The organism is Streptococcus mitis (genome assembly GCF_023109515.1).
Lineage (GTDB): Bacteria > Bacillota > Bacilli > Lactobacillales > Streptococcaceae > Streptococcus > Streptococcus mitis_CS.
In genome coordinates this window covers 759,492-780,165 of the sequence record NZ_JALDUM010000001.1, presented here as the reverse complement: position 1 = coordinate 780,165, position 20,674 = coordinate 759,492, and the positions used below count along the sequence as shown (strand labels likewise).

20 protein-coding genes and 1 tRNA gene are annotated in these 20,674 nt (G+C 36.7%); 18 read left to right on the top strand and 3 right to left on the bottom strand.

The genetic code is table 11. The features are described 5' to 3' along the window. Positions 1-25: 25 nt before the first annotated feature. Positions 26-961: a DHH family phosphoesterase gene (locus M1G05_RS03860; protein ID WP_247953147.1), complete on the bottom strand. Its 936-nt coding sequence runs from the start codon at positions 959-961 to the stop codon at positions 26-28. Positions 962-1,064: 103 nt separating this feature from the next. On the opposite strand from M1G05_RS03860, the gene M1G05_RS03855 reads away from it, so the two are divergent. From M1G05_RS03855 to M1G05_RS03815, 9 genes are all read left to right on the top strand, one after another. Continuing rightward, positions 1,065-1,508, top strand: coding sequence for a flavodoxin (locus M1G05_RS03855; RefSeq protein ID WP_001162125.1), 444 nt, complete (start codon positions 1,065-1,067; stop codon positions 1,506-1,508). 115 nt (positions 1,509-1,623) lie between these two features. After that, positions 1,624-1,890, top strand: a complete 267-nt coding sequence (locus tag M1G05_RS03850) for a chorismate mutase (protein WP_078238390.1) — start codon at positions 1,624-1,626, stop codon at positions 1,888-1,890. Continuing rightward, positions 1,887-2,261 carry a fluoride efflux transporter CrcB gene (crcB, locus tag M1G05_RS03845; protein WP_247953146.1) on the top strand — a complete coding sequence of 125 codons (375 nt, stop codon included), beginning with the start codon at positions 1,887-1,889 and terminating at the stop codon, positions 2,259-2,261. The genes M1G05_RS03850 and crcB (M1G05_RS03845) overlap by 4 nt, the downstream gene beginning before the upstream one ends. Beyond that, positions 2,255-2,584 (top strand): fluoride efflux transporter CrcB, encoded by a 330-nt coding sequence (gene crcB / locus M1G05_RS03840; RefSeq protein WP_141230375.1) that lies wholly within the window; start codon positions 2,255-2,257, stop codon positions 2,582-2,584. The genes crcB (M1G05_RS03845) and crcB (M1G05_RS03840) overlap by 7 nt, the downstream gene beginning before the upstream one ends. A gap of 118 nt (positions 2,585-2,702) precedes the next feature. After that, positions 2,703-3,050, top strand: coding sequence for a 50S ribosomal protein L19 (gene rplS, locus M1G05_RS03835; RefSeq protein WP_001068669.1), 348 nt, complete (start codon positions 2,703-2,705; stop codon positions 3,048-3,050). Positions 3,051-3,092: 42 nt separating this feature from the next. Continuing rightward, positions 3,093-3,164, top strand: a tRNA-Arg gene (locus tag M1G05_RS03830). A gap of 687 nt (positions 3,165-3,851) precedes the next feature. Continuing rightward, positions 3,852-4,718, top strand: coding sequence for a helix-turn-helix domain-containing protein (locus M1G05_RS03825; protein ID WP_247953145.1), 867 nt, complete (start codon positions 3,852-3,854; stop codon positions 4,716-4,718). 231 nt (positions 4,719-4,949) lie between these two features. After that, positions 4,950-5,507: a CYTH domain-containing protein gene (locus M1G05_RS03820; protein ID WP_049544067.1), complete on the top strand. Its 558-nt coding sequence runs from the start codon at positions 4,950-4,952 to the stop codon at positions 5,505-5,507. Between the two features lie 65 nt (positions 5,508-5,572). Next, the gene (locus M1G05_RS03815) at positions 5,573-5,854 is read left to right on the top strand and encodes a hypothetical protein (protein ID WP_247953144.1); all 282 of its coding nucleotides are present in this window, start codon (positions 5,573-5,575) and stop codon (positions 5,852-5,854) included. A 235-nt stretch (positions 5,855-6,089) separates the two neighbouring features. Here the strand turns inward: M1G05_RS03815 and yidA are convergent, their stop codons facing one another. Both yidA and M1G05_RS03805 read right to left on the bottom strand, forming a co-directional pair. Further along, positions 6,090-6,896, bottom strand: a complete 807-nt coding sequence (yidA, locus tag M1G05_RS03810) for a sugar-phosphatase (RefSeq protein WP_084886373.1) — start codon at positions 6,894-6,896, stop codon at positions 6,090-6,092. Between the two features lie 12 nt (positions 6,897-6,908). Beyond that, positions 6,909-8,213 carry an HD domain-containing protein gene (locus tag M1G05_RS03805; RefSeq protein WP_247953143.1) on the bottom strand — a complete coding sequence of 435 codons (1,305 nt, stop codon included), beginning with the start codon at positions 8,211-8,213 and terminating at the stop codon, positions 6,909-6,911. Between the two features lie 71 nt (positions 8,214-8,284). Here M1G05_RS03805 and M1G05_RS03800 point away from each other — a divergent pair, with 71 nt between their 5' ends. The 9 genes from M1G05_RS03800 to M1G05_RS03760 all read left to right on the top strand — a co-directional run bounded on the left by M1G05_RS03800 (position 8,285) and on the right by M1G05_RS03760 (position 20,664). Beyond that, positions 8,285-8,662, top strand: a complete 378-nt coding sequence (locus M1G05_RS03800; protein WP_080983350.1) for a YwiB family protein — start codon at positions 8,285-8,287, stop codon at positions 8,660-8,662. A gap of 90 nt (positions 8,663-8,752) precedes the next feature. Beyond that, positions 8,753-9,085, top strand: a complete 333-nt coding sequence (locus tag M1G05_RS03795; protein ID WP_000402062.1) for a putative DNA-binding protein — start codon at positions 8,753-8,755, stop codon at positions 9,083-9,085. A gap of 2 nt (positions 9,086-9,087) precedes the next feature. Continuing rightward, complete coding sequence (locus M1G05_RS03790) at positions 9,088-9,303, top strand: hypothetical protein (RefSeq protein WP_060628105.1); 216 nt, start codon at positions 9,088-9,090, stop codon at positions 9,301-9,303. A 17-nt stretch (positions 9,304-9,320) separates the two neighbouring features. Beyond that, entirely contained in the window at positions 9,321-10,892 is a 1,572-nt protein-coding gene (ffh, locus tag M1G05_RS03785; RefSeq protein ID WP_247953142.1) for a signal recognition particle protein, read from the top strand. 107 nt (positions 10,893-10,999) lie between these two features. Continuing rightward, complete coding sequence (locus tag M1G05_RS03780; protein WP_084886364.1) at positions 11,000-14,257, top strand: helicase-related protein; 3,258 nt, start codon at positions 11,000-11,002, stop codon at positions 14,255-14,257. Further along, a complete protein-coding gene (locus M1G05_RS03775) occupies positions 14,250-14,927 on the top strand; it encodes a DUF4391 domain-containing protein (protein ID WP_084886361.1) in 678 nt (225 codons plus the stop codon). Before M1G05_RS03780 ends, M1G05_RS03775 begins: the two co-directional genes overlap by 8 nt. 436 nt (positions 14,928-15,363) lie before the next feature. After that, the gene (locus M1G05_RS03770; protein ID WP_084887253.1) at positions 15,364-17,040 is read left to right on the top strand and encodes a site-specific DNA-methyltransferase; all 1,677 of its coding nucleotides are present in this window, start codon (positions 15,364-15,366) and stop codon (positions 17,038-17,040) included. 63 nt (positions 17,041-17,103) lie between these two features. Continuing rightward, the gene (locus M1G05_RS03765; protein ID WP_142358597.1) at positions 17,104-17,529 is read left to right on the top strand and encodes a hypothetical protein; all 426 of its coding nucleotides are present in this window, start codon (positions 17,104-17,106) and stop codon (positions 17,527-17,529) included. 63 nt (positions 17,530-17,592) lie between these two features. Continuing rightward, complete coding sequence (locus M1G05_RS03760) at positions 17,593-20,664, top strand: type III restriction-modification system endonuclease (RefSeq protein WP_084886989.1); 3,072 nt, start codon at positions 17,593-17,595, stop codon at positions 20,662-20,664. Positions 20,665-20,674: the final 10 nt, after the last annotated feature.

Here is a 20,674-nt window from a genome sequence, read left to right as displayed (position 1 = left end):
TCTGAAAAGTTTGGCAAGTATTTTATCAGTTTTTAAGCAAGTTTTTTAACTTTTGGTAGATGATTTCGTTTTCTTCTAGGCTATAGGAATTAGCACCGCTTGCTAGAGGGTGGCCTCCACCATCATGTTCCTTGGCAATTTCATTGATAGGATGGATTTTACTGCGTAAGCGAACACGGTAGTGGCCATCAGTCTGCTCTACAAAAATTCCCCAGAGACTCACACTGTCAATGCGTCCAGGTGCACCGACAATAGCTGCAGTTTCAGCATCGGTAACATTGAATTGTTTCAAGACTTCTTGACTCAGGATAACGCGAGCTGCACCATTTTCATCCACTTCCAGATGGTTGTAGATGTATCCTTGAAGTTTAGCAATTTTGTAACTCATAGTGTCCATTTTGCGAGTGAGAGCCGCAAAGTCAAAGTTATGTTCTCTTAGATAAGCAGCCAGGCGAAGAGTCCGTGCAGTCGTAGAGGGATAAAGGAAGCGACCTGTATCACCAACAATTCCTGCAAAGAGCAACTCAGCAGCGCGATCTGACAAGGCCAGTTGGGTCGTTTGGGCAAATAGGGTAATCATCTCGCTAGCGCTACTTGAACTAGTATCCACCCAAGATAAGTCACCGTATACATCATCATTTGGATGGTGGTCAATCTTAATGAGAAAATCACCTTGACTATAGCGCTTATCATCGATACGAGCGGTGTTAGCCGTATCACAGACGATGACCAAGGCACCTTGGTAGGCACTATCTTCAACAAGATCCATCTCAGCCATCCAAGTTAGAGTTGGTTCATCAAAACCAACTGCTTTAATAGTTTTTTCTGGGAAATGATGTTTGAGAAGAGCTTTCAATCCCACTTGACTTCCCAAGGCATCAGGGTCTGGTTTCATATGACGGTGAATGATAATCGTGTCGTATTCTTTAATTTTTTCTAAAATTTGATGGCAAATTTCCATAAATAACCTCAATTCTTTCTCATTTCATTGTAGCACAAGAATTTTTATTTTTAAAATGAAAAAGATGTGATATAATGGAGAAAGATAAATTGAGGAGGACGATATGGCATTAGCAAAAATTGTATTTGCCAGTATGACCGGTAATACCGAAGAAATTGCAGATATTGTAGCAGACAAATTACGTGACTTGGGCTTGGATGTCGATGTTGATGAATGTACAACTGTTGACGCTTCAGACTTCTTGGAAGCAGACATCGCTATCGTTGCGACCTATACTTATGGTGATGGAGAATTGCCAGATGAGATGATGGACTTCTACGAAGACCTAGCTGACCTCAACTTGAATGGCAAAATCTACGGAGTGGTCGGCTCAGGAGATACCTTCTACGATGAATTCTGTAAGGCTGTCGATGACTTTGACCGCGTTTTTGTAGCGACAGGGGCAGAAAAAGGTTCAGAGTGTGTCAAAGTTGATCTCTCTGCTGAGGAAGAAGACATTGAACGCTTGGAACAATTCGCAGAAGAATTGGCTGCTAAAGTAGGATAAGCATAAAAGTGCGCTGATGCAATCAATCAGTGCATTTTTCTTATCGTGAGTTGGGATTTTACTAGCCTATTTGGTGGCTTTTTGATACAATAATTCAAATAAAGGAGGAGACTGTATGGATTTAGATATTATTCGTCAAGAAATTGATCAAATTGACGATCAAATTGTCAAACTGTTAGAAGAACGAATGCATTTAGTTGAGGGTGTAGTTGCCTATAAGAAGGCTTCAGGGAAACCGATTTTAGATACTAAGAGAGAAGAAGTTATTTTTGAAAAGGTTAGAAGTCGTGTAGGAGATAAGCGCTATCAGGAAACTATTGTCGCGACTTTTTCGGACATACTCAAACGTTCGCGTGATTATCAGGATCAAAATATCAAATGAAAAAAGAACAATTTTATCCGCTAGGGATTTTTCTAGCTGCTATGTTGGGTGGACTTGTCCGCTACCTAGTTTCCACTTGGTTACCAGCCAGTCCAGATTTCCCTTGGGGCACCCTTCTTACCAACTATCTAGGCATTTTCTGCTTGATTTATCTTGTCAAGGGCTATTTAGTCTATAAGGGAACCAGTAAAGGCGTTATTTTAGCACTGGGGACGGGCTTTTGTGGTGGTTTGACAACCTTTTCTAGTCTCATGCTTGATGCTGTGAAACTGCTTGATACAGGGCGTTATCTTAGTTTAGTCCTGTATTTGCTTTTGAGCATCGGTGGCGGACTGCTTTTAGCTTACTATTTAGGGAGGAAAAAATGGTAATCGTCTATCTTGCAATTGCTTGTGGCTTAGGAGCGCTCGTACGGTATTTCTTTTCCCGCTATAATCAAGCATCTAAATTGCCACTCGGAACGCTCATAGCCAATCTTTTGGGTTGTTTTTTGATTGGATTATTTTACAATCATGTGGAGTCCAAGGAAGTCTATGCTATTCTAGCAACAGGATTTTGCGGAGGTTTGACAACTTTTTCGACCTTGAATGACGAACTTCAAAGACTGTTAAGTGATAAGAAGGTCTTTTATTCTTACCTGGCTTTGACCTACCTAGGTGGTTTGGTTGCGATTTTTTTAGGAATTCTGCTATAAATTTCTTTACTTTTTTGTAGAAATTTGGTAAACTGTATCTTGTGTGTAATGGACGCACAAAAATACAGTTTATCCGCTGAGGAAGATTCCTCAAGATTGACAAAGATAGGAGAATAAAATGAATCCATTAATCCAAAGCTTGACTGAAGGTCAACTTCGTACAGATATCCCATCATTCCGTCCTGGTGACACTGTTCGTGTACACGCGAAAGTTGTCGAAGGTAACCGTGAACGTATCCAGATTTTTGAAGGTGTTGTTATCGCACGTAAAGGTGCTGGCATCTCAGAAAACTACACAGTTCGTAAAATCTCTAACGGTGTAGGTGTTGAGCGTATCTTCCCAATCCACACTCCACGTGTTGAAAAAATCGAAGTTGTTCGTTACGGTAAAGTACGTCGTGCGAAATTGTACTACTTGCGTGCTCTTCAAGGTAAAGCAGCTCGTATCAAAGAAATCCGTCGTTAATTCGACTAAAAAACTCTGCTTTTTCAGCAGAGTTTTTATCTAGCTCCCTTAGTTCAATGGATATAACAACTCCCTCCTAAGGAGTAGTTGCTGGTTCGATTCCAGCAGGGGGCATTTTTAGAAATGTAAAGAAAGACAAAGAAAATTCAAAATGTTTATTTGAAGGCAATTATCACAAGTTCATTTTTAAAAATAATTTAGTATTTTTTGTCTTTTTTGACCAAATTTTGAGCAAAAGTTATATTTTGATCAATGAGTACAGATAAAGTGGATCAGCAAAGTAACTTTGACATCTATTAGTTAAAAAATAAGGACTTCCTTTGTTAGAATGTCCTTATTTTTATTATGGAATTGGACAAATGAGGTTAAGGTTCAGCTCTATGAACTTAGAAAGCAAGTACAAAGCTTTAAACAGCTTTCAAAAAGATTGGGTGTGGATTTTTCGGGCTAAGGTATGTGATAAAATGAATTGATTGTTATGAAATAGAGAGCCTAAAAAATGGGGAAAATCGTTATTATTCCCCTGAATTTGATATGTTGTAAAAGACTATTTGTGTTCTGTTAAATATATTAATAGCAAAATCTAAACGTGATAGTCTAACATCTAGTACATTTAACGTTAATAGTTTTATCAATAGTTTGAGTAAGAAAATTTCAAAAGAAGAAGGGATAGGTTTTCAAAAATAACATACCTAGCCATTATTTATCTATAATTTGTATCTTTTGGTTTATTAATTTGTATTTAAAATTTAATCATGTTACAATTGAAATTGAAATCGAATAGAAAAGGAAAATGCAAATGTGGGTACACTATTATCAACAAGATTAAAAAATAGACGCAAAGAATTAAAAATGTCTCAGCGAGAATTGGCTGAGGGGATATGTAAACAGGGACAGATTAGCAGATTAGAGAATGGAGAATTTACTCCAGGAGCCGACTTTTTATATGCTCTATCTAAGAAGTTAAAAGTTAGTATAGATTATTTTTTTAATGAGCAGATTGGAGAAGAGATTGATGAGCTATCAGAGTTTAAAAAGTTAGCCCAGACATTTATCACAAATCGAAATTATGAGTCTTTGAAATATATATATGAATTAGAGAGTGTAAAGGTACATCGCTTGTCTCTAGTAGATAAGTTTTATATGGAGTGGATAAAATCTCTTATAGATTTTTATTTTTATGGGCAAAAAGAGGAGGCTGTGGCAAGATTGGAGAAGGTACTGTCTCAGTTAAAGGTAACTGACCTGATCTACCTTCAAGTTTCAAATACTCTATTTAATTTTTATTATGATATTGAAGATTTAGAGAGTTTTAAGGAAATTCGTGAAAAGTTAGAGTATCAAGTAAATCAACTCAATTTAAACACAATTGAAGAATTAAACCTTTCTATTAAATTTAATTACAATGTTTGTCGCTACCTATGGTTGCAGAATAATACTGAAGAAGCTATTACTAAAATTACAGATACGATAAAGCAATGTAAGACGTATAGAACAACGTATCTTTTGGCTGATTTGTATGTATTGATGGGAAATGTCAGTAAGAATTTTTCTTCTAAAGTTGCAGTAAAAGATTACTTTGAAACGGCTTATTTCCTATATAAGCTTGAGGACAATATGTCAATGGCTCTTAAAATTGAGCATTATATTGCAGATATAACAGAATAGTAAAGACGATGTTCATAAGCATCGTTTTTTTAATCTAAAAAGATACAAATATGTATTTAACAAAAATAAATAAAGAATATTATAAAAACAATTGACATAATAACATCTAAGTGCTAAAATGAGTGCAAGAAAATATTAGGCTTTTTGTCCATAAAACATCTACAGAAACTTACTATAGACTGAGTGAATGTAAAGAGACTTCAGCCTTTGAAGAATTGAGAGGTAAAATTAATGAATGAATTAGAAGTTAGATTTGAACTCAACGATGAGAGGGATTATAATAATGCTATTTCATATTTAGAAAAATCTTATAAATTTAAGTGTGAAAATAAGCAAGTTGATAAATATTTTAAAACAAAAGGAAGAGAATTTGAAAATGATGAGGTAGGTAGCTTTATCTACAGAATTCGCCAAGAAGATGATAATAGAGCAAGTGTTTTTACAAGAAAAGATACGATAAAACAAGGAATGTGGAGTGAAAGTGAAATAGAGTTAGAATCTGAAAAATTAGAATTTGTAAGGAATATCTTGCAAGATGGATTTTCAAATATTTTCACAATAAGTAAACATAGAAAGACTTATCATGATGCATTAGAAAATAAAACGATTAATCTAGATAAGATTGATGGTCTTGGATTTTATCTTGAGATAGAGATTTTAGGAGATTTTTCAAAAGAAGATTATAATAATTTTTATGAGAAAATGTGCGGAGAGTTCTCGTTTTTAAATTCAAAAATAGAAACAAAGGGCTATGTCCAATTAATGAGAGAAAAAAATGGACGTAATTAAAATTATCAAATAGTCTTGTTGGGATTGTTTACTCAATTGCTGGATTTGGAAGTTGTTATTCAATTTTGAGTGGATTAATTACAATAGCTTCTGTTTCGATTACAACAATACAGCAACAAGAAAGTACTGTGTATAATATTGGAAAGATACTTTCTAGTTCTTTTGTAATAGCTACAATTTTTGCACCTTTTGGAGGGATATTGGCCGCTTATTTTAATTGGCTTTTAAACCCAAGATTAAGTCTAGTTATTTTGGGATTACTAAGTAGTTTATTGGTTATTCTTATAAAGAGTTATGAAAAAAAGCTAACTAAGAAAAGAACCGCAATATTTATAAAGGAAGATTAGTGGATTAATTATCATTAGAAAAAATAATATTAATTCGTAGTAAAATAAAAAAATGAAAAAGGTTTTACATAATGTACTACCTTTTTCAGATTTAATAATTATTTAGGGGATAGAACTAGAAACCCAAAATACTGAATCTTAAACTGCACCTCAAAAGTAAGATTTTTCTGTCTAACTTTTGGGGTCATTACAGTATCTCTAACTTCTGGAGTGCTTTTTCTATATTTAAATTATTTTACAGTACCCATGTACGGATGGCATGGGCAACGCCGGACTCATCATTTGTTTTCGTGATGTATTTGGCGATTTTTTTGATTTCTGGATTTCCATTTTCCATGACAACTGGGTTGCCAACGACTTCCAGCATGGCACGGTCATTTTCTTCGTCACCAATAGCCATGGTTTCATCTTTGGTCAATCCTAGTTTTTCAGCTAAGTGCGTAATGGCTGAACCCTTGTCTACATTCTTTTTAAGGAGTTCGAGGTAGAAAGGAGCCGATTTGTTGATGGAGTAGCGCTCATAAAATTCTGCTGGGATCTTTTCAATGGCAGCATCGAGAATCTCAGGCTCATCGATAAACATACACTTGACGATTTCTTTATTGGCCATTTCTTCAGGTGTGCGGTAGAAGATAGGCATGCTGACGAGGGTTGATTCGTGCACTGTGTATTTTCCGATATTGCGATTGGCAGTGTAAATTCCATCCTTGGTAATAGCGTGCATGTGGACACCGAGTTTGCGACTGAGAAATTCCATATCCAGATAATCCTCATAGGTCAAGGATTCGCTGATAGTCTCATGTCCTGTAGCAGTTTCTTGGACAAGGGCACCGTTGAAGGTCACGACATAGTCCCCCTCGTCTCTCAACTGCAAGTCATCCAGAAGTTTGGCAACGCCTGCGATAGGACGGCCAGTTGCAATGACGACCTTGACACCAGCTTCTTTGGCATCTTGGATGGCAGAAAAGACTTCAGGAGTGATTTCCTTTTGGCTGTTGACTAGGGTTCCGTCAATATCGACGGCGATTAGTTTAATACTCATAAATTTCCTCTTCTAGTTTTTATTTGGGGTAAAATGATCGTTCTCAATCAAGTGTAAAAATTGCTGGGTAATGCTAGCAAAGATGCTGTTTTGGTCCAACATTTCTTTTGGAAAATAAAAGCGATTATCTCCGTGTCGACTGCCAGCAAGGGATTGGACGATAGGAGACAGGCTAGAGAGTTCTGCCAGTTCTCCATTTTTTTGTAAAATCTCAATCTGTGTTCGCGGATTTTCAGATTCGGGACGATAAATATCATAAGGGAGGTCAAAGTTCTTATGAATAGCAGTATAGTAGTCGGGATCAAAGCCGATGTCCTCAACCAATTTTCTCATGCTAGCGAGTTGGTCTTGGTCTTCTTGTGAAAAGGTAATTGATTTAAAGACCTTACGGTTGACAAAGCGTTGCGACAGGTCTGCAAGAATCTTGTCAGGACTGGTCATCCAAAGCTGGAAGTAGGTATTCATCACACCATCATCCAGAGCCAGATAGTCAGACAAGGTCACATTTTTTTCAAAGAAAGGTAGGAGGTGTGGAGAAGTTCGTGCAAAGAAATCCTTGTCCTCAGGGTAGAGTTCCTTAGCTCGTTTGAGAAGATTCTGTAGGAGAACTTCCATGGCGCGTGTTGCTGGATGGAAATAAACCTGCATATACATCTGGTAACGACTGAGAACGTAGTCTTCGATGGCGTGCATGCCATTTCTCTGAAAGGCGATTCCGTTTTTGATAGGACGAATGACTCGGAGGATGCGAGTCAGGTCAAATTCTCCATAGGAAGCTCCAGTAAAATAGGAGTCGCGCAAGAGATAGTCCATGCGATCCGCATCAATCTGACTAGAAATGAGCTGCACGACCTGTTTGTTAGGATAGGTATGGTCAATGACACTGGCAACCTTTTCTGGAAAGTCAGGCGCCACTTGTAGCAGGACTTGGTGAATTTCCGTCTCAGGACTTTGGATAATCTCTTGAGTAATAGCTTCATGGTCTGTGTCAAAGAGATGTTCAAAAGTATGGGAGTAGGCACCATGTCCAAGGTCATGTAGGAGAGCAGCAGTCATGGTCAAGAGAGATTCGGCCGGGTCCCATTCTTCAGGATATTTTTCTTCAAAAATCTCCGTGATACGTCGTGCAATTTCATAGACTCCTAGACAGTGAGAGAAGCGACTATGTTCTCCACCGTGGAAGGTATAACTGGAAGTTCCCAGTTGTTTGATACGACGCAAACGCTGAAATTCTTTTGTATTGATCAAGTCATAGATGATTTGATTATTGACATGGATGTAGTTGTGAACTGGGTCACGGAATACTTTTTCGTTCATATGACCATTATAGCAAAATCCTGCTCTTTTTGGTAAAATAGTAGGACAAGAGACAAGAAAGAGGACTTGATGTGAAGATTCGGATGCGAAATACGATTCAGTTTGATGAGCAGTTGGAAGTGATTGACCAGCTTTATGACGTTGAAGTGCATGAAAAGGGAGATTATAGCTACCTGCTTTTCTATAATGAGGAAAAGGAAAAAGTGGTTATTAAATTTCATGGTCAAGAACTGGTGATGAGCCGTTTTTCCAATCCCAAGACCATTATGCGCTTTCTAAAGGATAGCGATAGTTTAGCCTATATTCCGACACCTATGGGTATGCAGGAGTTTGTTATCCAAACGAATCGTTATCAAGTGGATGGACAAAAGATTGAGCTAGATTATCAACTACAAAACCAAGAGGGACATCCCTTTGCCAGCTATCAATTGGAAATTACTTGGGGCTAGTCTCATGTCTTTTTCAAATTTAGCTAGCTATCTTCTTGGATTGGCTTCCTAGTGTGGTAGATTAGACTATTTTTTGGTATAATAAAAGTTATGGAAATCGAAAAAACCAATCGTATGAATGCGCTCTTTGAATTTTATGCGGCGCTTTTGACAGATAAGCAAATGAATTATATCGAGCTATACTACGCTGATGATTACAGCCTTGCTGAGATTGCCGAGGAGTTTGGTGTCAGTCGTCAGGCTGTCTATGATAATATCAAGCGGACAGAAAAGATTCTGGAAGATTATGAGATGAAATTGCACATGTACTCGGACTACATTGTTCGCAGTCAAATTTTTGATCAGATTTTGGAGCGTTATCCAGAGGATGCTTTTCTGCAAGAGCAAATTGAGATTTTGACCAGTATTGATAATAGGGAGTAATCATGGAAAATCTTGTTGTCTATAAAGGAATACCTTGCAAACTATTAGCTGCAGAGGAACCATTTCCTACAAGACTACAAATTCTCTCACCTGATTCTATTCCTCAAGCCCTTAAAGAAGGATTTAGCTGTTGGGGATATCCAAATGAAATCATTAAAGAAGTCACAACCGAAGAACTAGAGAGTTTGCAACATTTCGGACGATTTCCACTGAATTGAAAAAATAGGAGAAAATAATGGCATTTGAAAGTTTAACAGAACGTTTGCAGAACGTCTTTAAAAATCTACGTAAAAAAGGAAAAATCTCTGAATCTGATGTCCAAGAGGCAACCAAAGAAATTCGTTTGGCCTTGCTTGAGGCAGACGTTGCCTTGCCTGTTGTAAAGGACTTTATCAAGAAAGTTCGTGAGCGTGCAGTCGGGCATGAGGTCATTGATACCCTTAATCCTGCGCAACAAATTATTAAAATCGTTGATGAGGAATTGACGGCTGTTTTGGGTTCTGATACAGCTGAGATTATCAAGTCACCTAAGATTCCTACAATCATCATGATGGTTGGTTTGCAGGGGGCTGGTAAAACAACCTTTGCTGGTAAATTGGCCAACAAACTCAAGAAAGAAGAAAATGCTCGTCCATTGATGATTGCGGCGGATATTTACCGTCCTGCGGCTATTGACCAGTTGAAAACTCTGGGTCAACAGATTGATGTACCTGTTTTTGCACTTGGGACAGAGGTTCCAGCTGTGGAGATTGTACGTCAAGGTTTGGAACAAGCCCAAGCCAATCACAACGACTATGTCTTGATTGATACGGCAGGTCGTTTGCAGATTGATGAGCTTTTGATGAATGAGCTTCGCGATGTGAAAGCACTGGCTCAACCAAATGAAATTCTCCTTGTCGTTGATGCCATGATTGGTCAGGAAGCGGCCAATGTTGCGCGTGAGTTTAATGCTCAGTTAGAAGTAACTGGGGTTATCCTTACCAAGATTGATGGCGATACTCGTGGTGGTGCGGCTCTATCTGTTCGTCACATTACTGGAAAACCAATCAAGTTCACAGGTACAGGTGAAAAGATTACGGACATTGAAACCTTCCACCCAGACCGTATGTCAAGCCGTATCCTTGGTATGGGGGATATGCTCACTTTAATTGAGAAAGCTTCTCAGGAATACGATGAGCAAAAAGCCCTTGAAATGGCTGAGAAGATGCGTGAAAACACCTTTGATTTTAATGATTTCATCGATCAATTAGATCAGGTGCAAAACATGGGGCCGATGGAAGACTTGCTCAAGATGATTCCAGGTATGACCAACAATCCAGCACTTCAAAACATGAAGGTGGATGAGCGCCAGATTGCGCGTAAACGTGCCATTGTGTCTTCCATGACACCTGAAGAACGTGAAAATCCAGATTTGCTAAATCCAAGCCGTCGCCGTCGTATCGCTACTGGTTCTGGAAATACTTTTGTCGAAGTCAATAAATTCATCAAAGACTTTAACCAAGCTAAACAGCTCATGCAGGGTGTTATGTCTGGTGATATGAACAAGATGATGAAGCAGATGGGAATCAATCCAAACAACCTTCCTAAAAATATGCCAAATATGGGAGGAATGGATATGTCTGCCCTTGAAGGCATGATGGGACAAGGTGGTATGCCTGACTTGTCAGCTCTCGGAGGGGCAGGAATGCCAGATATGAGCCAGATGTTTGGTGGCGGACTCAAAGGTAAAATCGGTGAATTTGCCATGAAACAGTCCATGAAACGCATGGCGAATAAAATGAAGAAAGCGAAGAAGAAACGTAAGTAAAACAAAGGAAGGCTGCAGAGCTTTCCTTTTTTGGAAAGAAGAAAAAGGTCTATTTTGAATCTGCAAAGAATGATATAATAGTAGAAATAGTCTAACAGGGAGGAATTATGGAAATTGATAATAGATCAATTCGTCTTGGAGATGAGTTAAAGAAAGAATTGAAATCAGAGAGCCGAGTCAAAATTGCAGCAGCAACCTTTTCAATGTTTGCTTATCAGCAGTTGAAAGAGGAATTGGAGAATATTGAAGAGTTAAAATTTATTTTCACAAATCCGACTTTTGTAACAGATGAAACCAAAACAGATTTCCGTGAATACACGATACCCAAAAAAGAACGGGAACAATCGATTTTTGGTGGAAAGTATGAACTGAAATTGATGAATGAGCTGACCCAAAAAGCGATTGCTCGTGAATGTGCTGATTGGATCCGAAGAAAAGCGCAATTTAAGTCTATTAATATTGAAACAGATGAAATGCCAAATGGTATTCGAATTGAAAATTCGGATGATGTAGTGGCGGTAGATCGTTTGAGAAACTTTGATCGCAAAGAATTAGGATATGAAGCTTCTCTATTTAAAACGAGTAGAAACCTCTATCATGCACCACTTAGTTTAAATTATTTAGATGAATTTGATAATCTTTGGGAAGAAGATGATTATTTTCGTGATGTTACTGAAGAGTTTTTGGAGAATTTAAACCTAGCTCACAAAGAACATTCACCTGAGTTTATTTACTATGTGATGCTATATAATTTATTCAATGAATTTTTAGAAGATATCAATGAAGACTTTTTACCAAATGAAGGGGTTGGTTATACAGAAAGTAAGATTTGGGGGCTGTTATATGATTTCCAAAAGGATGCAGTAAAATCGATCATTTCTAAATTAGAAAAATTTAATGGTTGTATTCTAGCGGATTCGGTTGGTCTAGGGAAGACTTATACAGCTTTAGCGGTCATGACTTATTATGCTTATCGAGGAAAACGTATTTTAGTACTTTGTCCTAAAAAGTTAGAAAATAACTGGAATATGTATCGTCATGATTATGTAAATAATCCAATTTATGATAGACATTTGCTTTATGACGTGCTTTATCATACAGACCTTAGTAGAGATAAAGGACACTCTAATGGAATTGATTTGTCCTTAAATAATTGGCATACTTATGATTTGGTTGTCATTGATGAGTCCCATAATTTTAGAAATGGAGGTTCTAGCGAAAATGACTTATACGAGGGGAGAGAAAATCGATACAGCCGTTTAATGAATCGAATCATAAAGTCTGGTGTTCCTACAAAGGTACTCATGCTATCAGCCACACCTGTTAATAATCGCTTTAATGATTTGAAAAATCAAATTGCTTTAGCCTATGAAGGTGATACGGATCAAATTGATAGTAAATTAGAAACCAAATCATCTATAAATGATATTTTCAGAAACGCTCAATCTGCTTATAATAAGTGGGCTGATCTACCTGCAGAAGAGAGAACAACAGATAAACTGCTATCTACATTAGATTTTGATTTCTTTAAAGTACTAGATAGTGTAACCATAGCTAGAAGTAGAAAACATATTCGCGAATTTTATGATAGAGAAGCCATTGGAGAGTTTCCACAGCGCTTAAAACCTCTTAATTTTGAACCTGATTTAACAGTTTCAAATCTTGGAATTACCTATAAAAAATTATACCACTTACTTGATAAACTGCAGTTGACTATCTATCAACCTTCAATACATATCTACCCATCAAAGAGAGCTAAATACGATAAAAGTAAAGAAGGAAAAATGGGGAATTTAACTCAGTTTGGTCGTGAATCTGGTATCAAAAAACTGATGATGATTAACCTGCTCAAACGTTTAGAAAGTTCTGTCGCAGCTTTTCGATATACTTTAATAGACGTTGTAAAAGATTATGTAGAAAAGACGTTACAGGCTATCGAGGAATATGAATTGACAGGTTTGGATCATTTATCTGTTGATCCTCATCTTAATGAAGATGATTTTGATTTGGAAGATAGTAATTTCGAGTTCTCTATTGGTAAGAAAAATCGGATTGCTCTACAAGATATGGATTATCGTAGTTGGAAGATCGAGTTAGAACAAGATTTTGCAGTATTGACAGAGTTAGAAAATCTAATTAGTAAAATAACACCACAAGAAGATCAAAAACTTCAGACTCTTTTTACCTTGATAGATGAGAAACTAACAAATCCAATCAATGCTGGCAATAAAAAGTTGATCATTTTCTCCGCATTTGCGACAACAACGAACTATCTTTATAAGCATATTAGTCAGTATGTCTTGGATAAGTATGGTCTCTACACTGCTCAGATTTCAGGTACAAAAGGTTTTGCAACAACTCTGGATACTAAAAATAAAGATCTCAATTCGTTACTAACTTATTTCTCTCCTAAATCAAAGTCTCGTGATGTTCTGTTTCCTGGTGATGAGAGTGAAATCGATCTTTTAATTGCAACAGATGTGATTTCTGAAGGGCAAAACTTACAAGATGCAGATATGATGGTTAATTACGATATCCATTGGAATCCTGTCCGTATTGTTCAACGATTTGGTCGTGTGGATCGAATTGGTAGTCGAAATAAATACATTCAATTGGTTAACTTTTGGCCGAACCTTGAGTTAGATGAGTATATCGATCTCAAGTCTAGGGTTGAATCTAGGATGAAGATTTCTGTCTTGACTTCAACAGCGGATGATAATGTTTTATCTAGTGAAGAAATAGAGGATAATAATTACCGAAGAAAACAATTAGAACGTCTTAGAGATGAAGTGGTCGATCTAGAGGAGATGAATGATGGTATTTCCATTATGGATTTAGGCTTAGAAGATTATCGTATGGACCTTCTTAAGTATTTGGAAGAACATCCTGAGTTGGAAAAAGTTCCGAAAGGATTGCAAGCTATTTTACCTGCCTCCAATAAAGAATCAGAAGGTGTCATTTTCGTCCTAAAAAACAAAGAACAGTTAAAAGGAAAAAATAATCAGAATCAGCTTCACCCATATTATATCCTCTACATCAATAGAAATGGAGAATTACTGTTATCTCCGTCTGAAAGCAAGAAAATATTGGAGCACCTCAGTAGCATTTGTCGGGGTCAAAGTAAACCATTGAGTCAGGTGGTAGACAAGTTCAATCGTCAAACAAAAGATGGTAAAGAAATGGTTGTTTATTCGGAATTGCTTCAAGAGGCAATCGATCAATTAATGGAACATAATCAGATTTCAACTATGGATGCCCTATTTAACTTTGGATCTGTTGACTTGATGAATACTAGCATCGAGGGAATGGATGATTTTGAGTTAATTTGTTTCTTCATATTGATGAAAGGGGATTCTGATGATTAAATTTCCATCCTATACAGCCTTATCAAGACCTCACATTCTATATCGGCCTCATAAAAAGGGTAATAGTGATTTTTTTGATAATCTTAATGTATCTGTGAAAGAAAAGAAAGATTTAAGAGAACAGATTAGAGCAATTCAAATTACGCATCAGATTGATACAAGTACCACTAATATTCTTGCTGGCAAAAAAGTGAAGCAAATCATGGTTTTAGAAATAGAACTCGAACAAATGGATGTTTCCTTAACTTTATTAGAACAGCTAGATATAAGATTAGGGATTTACACAGCCTTTGTTTTAAAATATCCACAAGGTAGAGAAGAACTTCTTATTCATTATAAAGAGCCATTAAGTCAAGAAAAGGATGGCAAGCACTTTAAGATTGTCCGTCGCTTTCAGACTCATGATGATGTAATCATTGACTTTGAGGGAAATGATTTAGATGATGTTTATGAGAGTCTTGTAAAAGAAACTGGTAAGAAAGAATTACAAGTTTTAGAAAAAAGTAATCTTAGAAACTCTATTGAACTCAGTGACCAATTCGATAAATTAGAAAAAAAGGCACAACAGTTAAAGAAAAAGATGTATTCTGAAAAATCAATGAGAAAACAAATGGAAACCAAAAGAGAATATCAGGCTACATTGAAAGAAATAGAAGCATTAAAGAAGTAAAATTGACTGTAAGTTTAGCTAAGTAAAATCAGAAATTGAGATTAGAGAACTCTTTTGATTTCAACCCCTATTTTTGATAGAATGAAGCTGTAATTTGTTAAAAATTAAGCATTACAAAGATAGGATAAGCCAACTTAATTTTTTATAAAATTAAAATTACAAAAGCTTGACAAAGCTAAGAAAGGATACTACCATGAGCACAGCACAGCACAGCACAGCACAGCACAGCACAGCACAGCACAGCACAGCACAGCAAACAGGTGAAAACTCTGGACTTGAGAAATTAACTCTCACTTCAAAAGATGTTTTTACAGATAATATTTCAAAAATTGGTCAACTTTTTCCTGAAGTTCTGACGGAAAAGAGGGATGAATACGGCAAATTACGTCCTGCTATTGACTTTGAGAAACTTAAACAGTTTTTGTCAGAGGAAATTGTGGATGGTCGAGAATCCTATGAGTTTACTTGGGTTGGAAAGCGTGAAGCTATTGCAGAAGCTGGGCGACCAACTACCAAAACCTTAAGACCAGATCTTGATGAAAGTGTTGACTTTGAAAACAGTGAAAATGTCTTTATTACTGGGGATAATTTAGAAGTCTTAAAAATCCTACAAGAATCCTATCTAGGAAAAATCGATATGATTTATATCGATCCACCCTATAATACAGGGAAAGACTTTGTATATTCTGATAAGTTCCAAAAAACAGATGAAGAACTGAAAGAAGATATGGAACTTTTGGATGAAGAAGGTCGCCAGGTAGTTGGGCTTACAAAAAACGAAAAGACTTCGGCCCGTTACCACTCAGACTGGCTCAATATGATGTATCCACGCATCCGTCTAGCGCGTAATCTCCTCAAGGATTCAGGTGTTATCTTTATCTCTATCGATGATAATGAACAAGCCAATTTGAAGGCTGTTTGTGATGAGATATTTGGGGAAGAGAATTTTGTAGCTTCGCTAGTTCATCAGAGGGCAAAAGGTGGTGGACAAGCAAAATATGTTGTAAAAGGTCACGATATTATTCATGTGTATGGAAAAAATATTAGTTTGGTTTCTCCTTTAATAAAACCTAAAGTTGTTCAGGGTAAAATTATCGAAAAAGATGGAATTCAATATTTAAAAAATGACGATATTTATCGAAAACAATTTGGAAAGTATGAAAAAGGTACAGAAAGAAGGCTATATTATGAAGATGCTCTTGAAATTAAAGGAAAAAAAACAAAAGATGAAATAGATTTTAAATTAAAATCGGGAGAAATATTCTTAGAAAAACGAGAAAATGGTAAACACATTATGTACAGTTTAACTCCTTTGTCTGAGGCTACATCAAAAGTTTATTCGATTATTAAAGTTCTTTCTGAGGAAGGTAAGGAGAGAATAGAGCAATTAGGTTTGAGTGAGATATTCTCATACCCTAAGCCAACGCAATTAATTAAACAGCTAGTCCAAACACAACAAAACAAAAATATAGCGATTATGGACTTCTTCGGTGGTTCTGGCACTACGGCAGACGCAGTTATGCAATTGAATGCGGAAGATGGTGGAAGTCGCAAGTTTATCTTGTGTACGTTGGATGAAGCAGTTGCTGAAAAATCTGCTGCTAAAGAAGCAGGTTATGAAACCATTGACCAAATTTCACGTGAGCGGATTCGTCGCGCTGCTGCAAAGATTCAGGAGGAGCATCCAGAGTTGGTTGGCAAGCAGGACTTTGGATTTAAGGCTTACAAACTAGATTCTTCTAATTTTAAGGATGTTTCAGCTCATCCTGGTCAATTTGTCCAAGCCGACTTGTTCGATAGTATATCCAATATCAAGGAAGGACGTACTGGCCTTGATTTACTTTTCCAAGTTATGCTGACATGGGGAATGGAATTGTCACTAGCCATTGACTTGGAGAAAGTAGCAGGAGCGGAAGTCTATGACGTAGATCAAGGTTCGCTCATGGCTTGTTTTGAAGATGAAATATCAGAAGAAGTAATCCGTCATATCGCTCAAGCACAACCACTTCGTGCTGTTTTCCGTGATAGTTCATTTGCCAATTCAGCAGATAAGATTAACGTAAGTGAAATATTCAAAGAATTATCACCTCATACCAAAGTGAAGGTGGTGTAGGCTATGTTCTATCAGCTGACAAATGATAATTGGATAAGTATCGGAGGGATTATAGTAGATTCGATGGCGATTATTGTTTCTATCAGTATTGCAATCTGGGTTACTAGACGTGCTTTTAAAGATAACTTAAAACAACATTTATTTGAAAAAAGGATGATATTGTATAGTGATTTTATTCTGCCTTTGGAGTACTTACTTGCAAATCATACAATTTCTAATCTAAAAAAGCAACATAAGGCAATTGATGAAATTATAACTAAATTATATTTTTTATCTAATAATGAAATACATAGTTTAGCCATAGAATTCATTAAAGAACTTGAAGATACTATAAAGAAAGTTGAAGTCGGAAAGATACAAGAAGATAATCAAAAACTTATTTCTATTTGTCGTGTACTTAGTGAAGCAATGAAGTGGGAAAAAGAGTATTTTAACGATATTACACCATCAAAAATGAAAGAAATTAAAAAGAAATACAATATGGCGTAACTATTAAATATAGTTATAGATGTGAAATAGTTTATGTGAATTTAATAAAAAGAATATAGAATTATGAAACTACAATTTAAAAAACAACAATTCCAGTTAGATGCGGTTAGTGCTATTGCAGATTTATTTCAAGGGCAAGCCAAAAATGCTGGAGTTAAGTATATGGCGGATCCAGGTCGTCTCAAGTCAGATGAGGTAGATTTGGTTTTAGATGCTTATCGAAATGCACCGATTCAATTGAGTCAAGCAAGTATACGAGAAAATGTTCATACTATGCAAACTCGTTATGGTTTACGTCCTTCTGATAAACTATCGATTGATATGATTGCTGGACGAGAAGCTTACAATTTTTCCATAGAGATGGAGACGGGAACAGGGAAGACCTACACGTATATCCGTACAATTATGGAGTTGAATAAACGGTATGGCTGGCTTAAATTTGTCATTGTCGTTCCAAGTGTAGCCATTCGTGAAGGAGTTCTCAAATCTCTACAGATCATGTCAAGTCACTTTCAGATGGAGTACGGCAAACAACCACGCTATTTTGTCTACGATTCTTCACGTTTAGGTGATTTGGATAGTTTTGCCAATTCGTCAGACCTTCAAATCATGGTCATCAACTCTCAAGCTTTCAATAAAAAAGAAAAAGATCTGATTCATTCAGAACGTGAGAACTTCCGTTGGCGTCGTCCAATTGATGTACTGGCAGCTATGAATCCGATTATGATTATTGATGAACCTCAGTCTGTTGAAGGGAAACAGACCAAGGAAAGACTAAAAGATTTCAAGCCATTGTTTACGCTACGTTATTCGGCTACCCACAAGGAAAAGCATGATATGGTTTATAGATTGGATGCCATGGATGCTTATAATCAAAAATTAGTGAAGAAGATTGCGGTTAAGGCTATTGAGCAAACTGGGACGACCGGGACACAAGGCTATCTATATCTACAAGAAATCATTCCACAAAAAACAGGAGCCCCCAAAGCAAAAGTTGAGTTTGAAGTAAAAACGCAGTCAGGTGTCAAACGGAAATTGAAGGTAGTAGATGAACCCTTTGATTTGTATGCTGAATCAGGGAGTTTATCTGCTTATAAAGGAATGACCCTTAGTCACTTTGATGCAAGAGAGAACAAACTTCAAGTTGGTGTGACGCAAGAACTTCATGTCGGTGAAGTGATAGGGGAAGTGGATGAGTCGAGCATCAGAAGAATTCAAATCCGAGAGACTATAAAAAGTCATATCGAAAAAGAAAGTAAACTGTACAATCGAAGAATTAAAGTATTATCATTATTTTTCATCGATGAAGTGGCCAAGTATAAGCAATATGATGAACATAATGATGCCTATAATGGTGAATACGCTCAGATTTTTGAAGAAGAATACCGAAATCAAGTAAACCAGTTTATCCGAACACAGGAACCAACTCCTTATCGTAGGTATTTGGAGGCTAATCTTGAAGGAAATTCAGTTCATGCTGGTTACTTTTCGGTAGATAAAGTGAAGAAGTCAGATAAGACCATTTTTGTGGACTATAAATCCGCCAGTGAAAAGAAGAACAATCTTTCAAATGACACTGATGCCTATGACTTGATTATGAAGGACAAGGAGCGTTTATTGAGCTTTGAAGAGCCGGTTCGTTTCCTCTTTTCTCACTCAGCTCTAAAAGAGGGATGGGATAACCCAAATGTCTTTCAAATCTGTACGCTGAAGCAATCTTCAGCAGAGACTCGTAAACGTCAAGAAATTGGTCGTGGTATGCGTTTGGCAGTTGATCAAAATGGAATTCGTCAGGATTTTGAACTCTTAGGAAATGATGTTCATGAAATCAATAAACTGACAGTAATTGCAAATGAAAGTTATGATCAATTTGCTCGAAGTCTACAAGAAGAAATCAAAGAACTCTTAGCAGATCGTCCTTCAAAAGTGGACGTTACTCTCTTTACAAATAAAGTTCTAACCAATCAAGAAGGACAAACAATACGTATTACCAAGGAACAAGCAGATTCGATTCACTTTGATTTAATTCGACAAGGCTATATAGACCGTGAAGGACAATTAACAACAGAATATTTTACTGCAAAAGAAAATCATCAGTTGAAACTGTCTGAGACATTAGCAGGTTATGAGGATAAGTTGGTAGAGATATTGGAGAGCGTTTATCATGCTGGACAGTATGAAATTGAAAATGCGAATAATGCGGTAATTCAATTCTCAAATGAGGTCAATCAAGAAAATATTGCCCGAAAAGAATTTTTAAATCTCTGGAAGCAAATCAATCGTAAGACGAGTTACCAAGTAGAGTTTGATGATGCGGAATTGGTAAAACATTCGGTTGACTATATCAATGAGAAATTAGTCGTCAGCAAACCAAGCTTTCATATAACTCAAGCAAGCGCTACTGAGATGAGTAAGGAAGAAGGTCTCCATCTGACAGTGGCTGAGAATGATCGTCAGCAAGAGTATCTAACTGGTTCGCAGATTATGACCAAATATGATTTGTTAGGGGAGGTTGCTGAGCAGACTGGTTTAACTCGTAAGTTGGTTGCGGAAATATTAAGTAAAATCTATGTCTACCAATTTGACAAGTTTAAACAGAATCCAGAAGAGTTTATTCTTAAGGTTTCGAAGCTCATTAATGAACAAAAAGCAAGTCAAATTATCAAGCATATTCAGTATAATGTGTTAAATGAAGAGTATGATATGGACTTGTTTTATGATAATCCTGAAACTGCTAACAGATCAGATGATCACTTACTTGAATCCAAAAAAGGAATTTACAATTTTGTAAAAGTTGATTCAAATACGGAGAAGACCTTTAAAGAATCGTTGGAACAATACGAGGATGTTCGTGTTTATGTGAAGTTACCAGGGAAGTTCAGTATTGCGACTCCACTTGGAAACTATAATCCTGATTGGGCAATCGCCTTCCGTGAAGGAAGTGTCAAGCATATCTATTTTGTTGCAGAAACGAAAGGCTCTATGTCTAGTCTTCAATTAAAACAAGCTGAGCAAGCAAAAATTGCATGTGCGCGTGCTCACTTTAAAGCGTTAGTTCAAGCTGGATCGATTAATGATCAGCACATCTATGATGTGGTTTCAAGTTACGAGGAATTATTAAATATTGTAAGATAGTGAGGAAAAA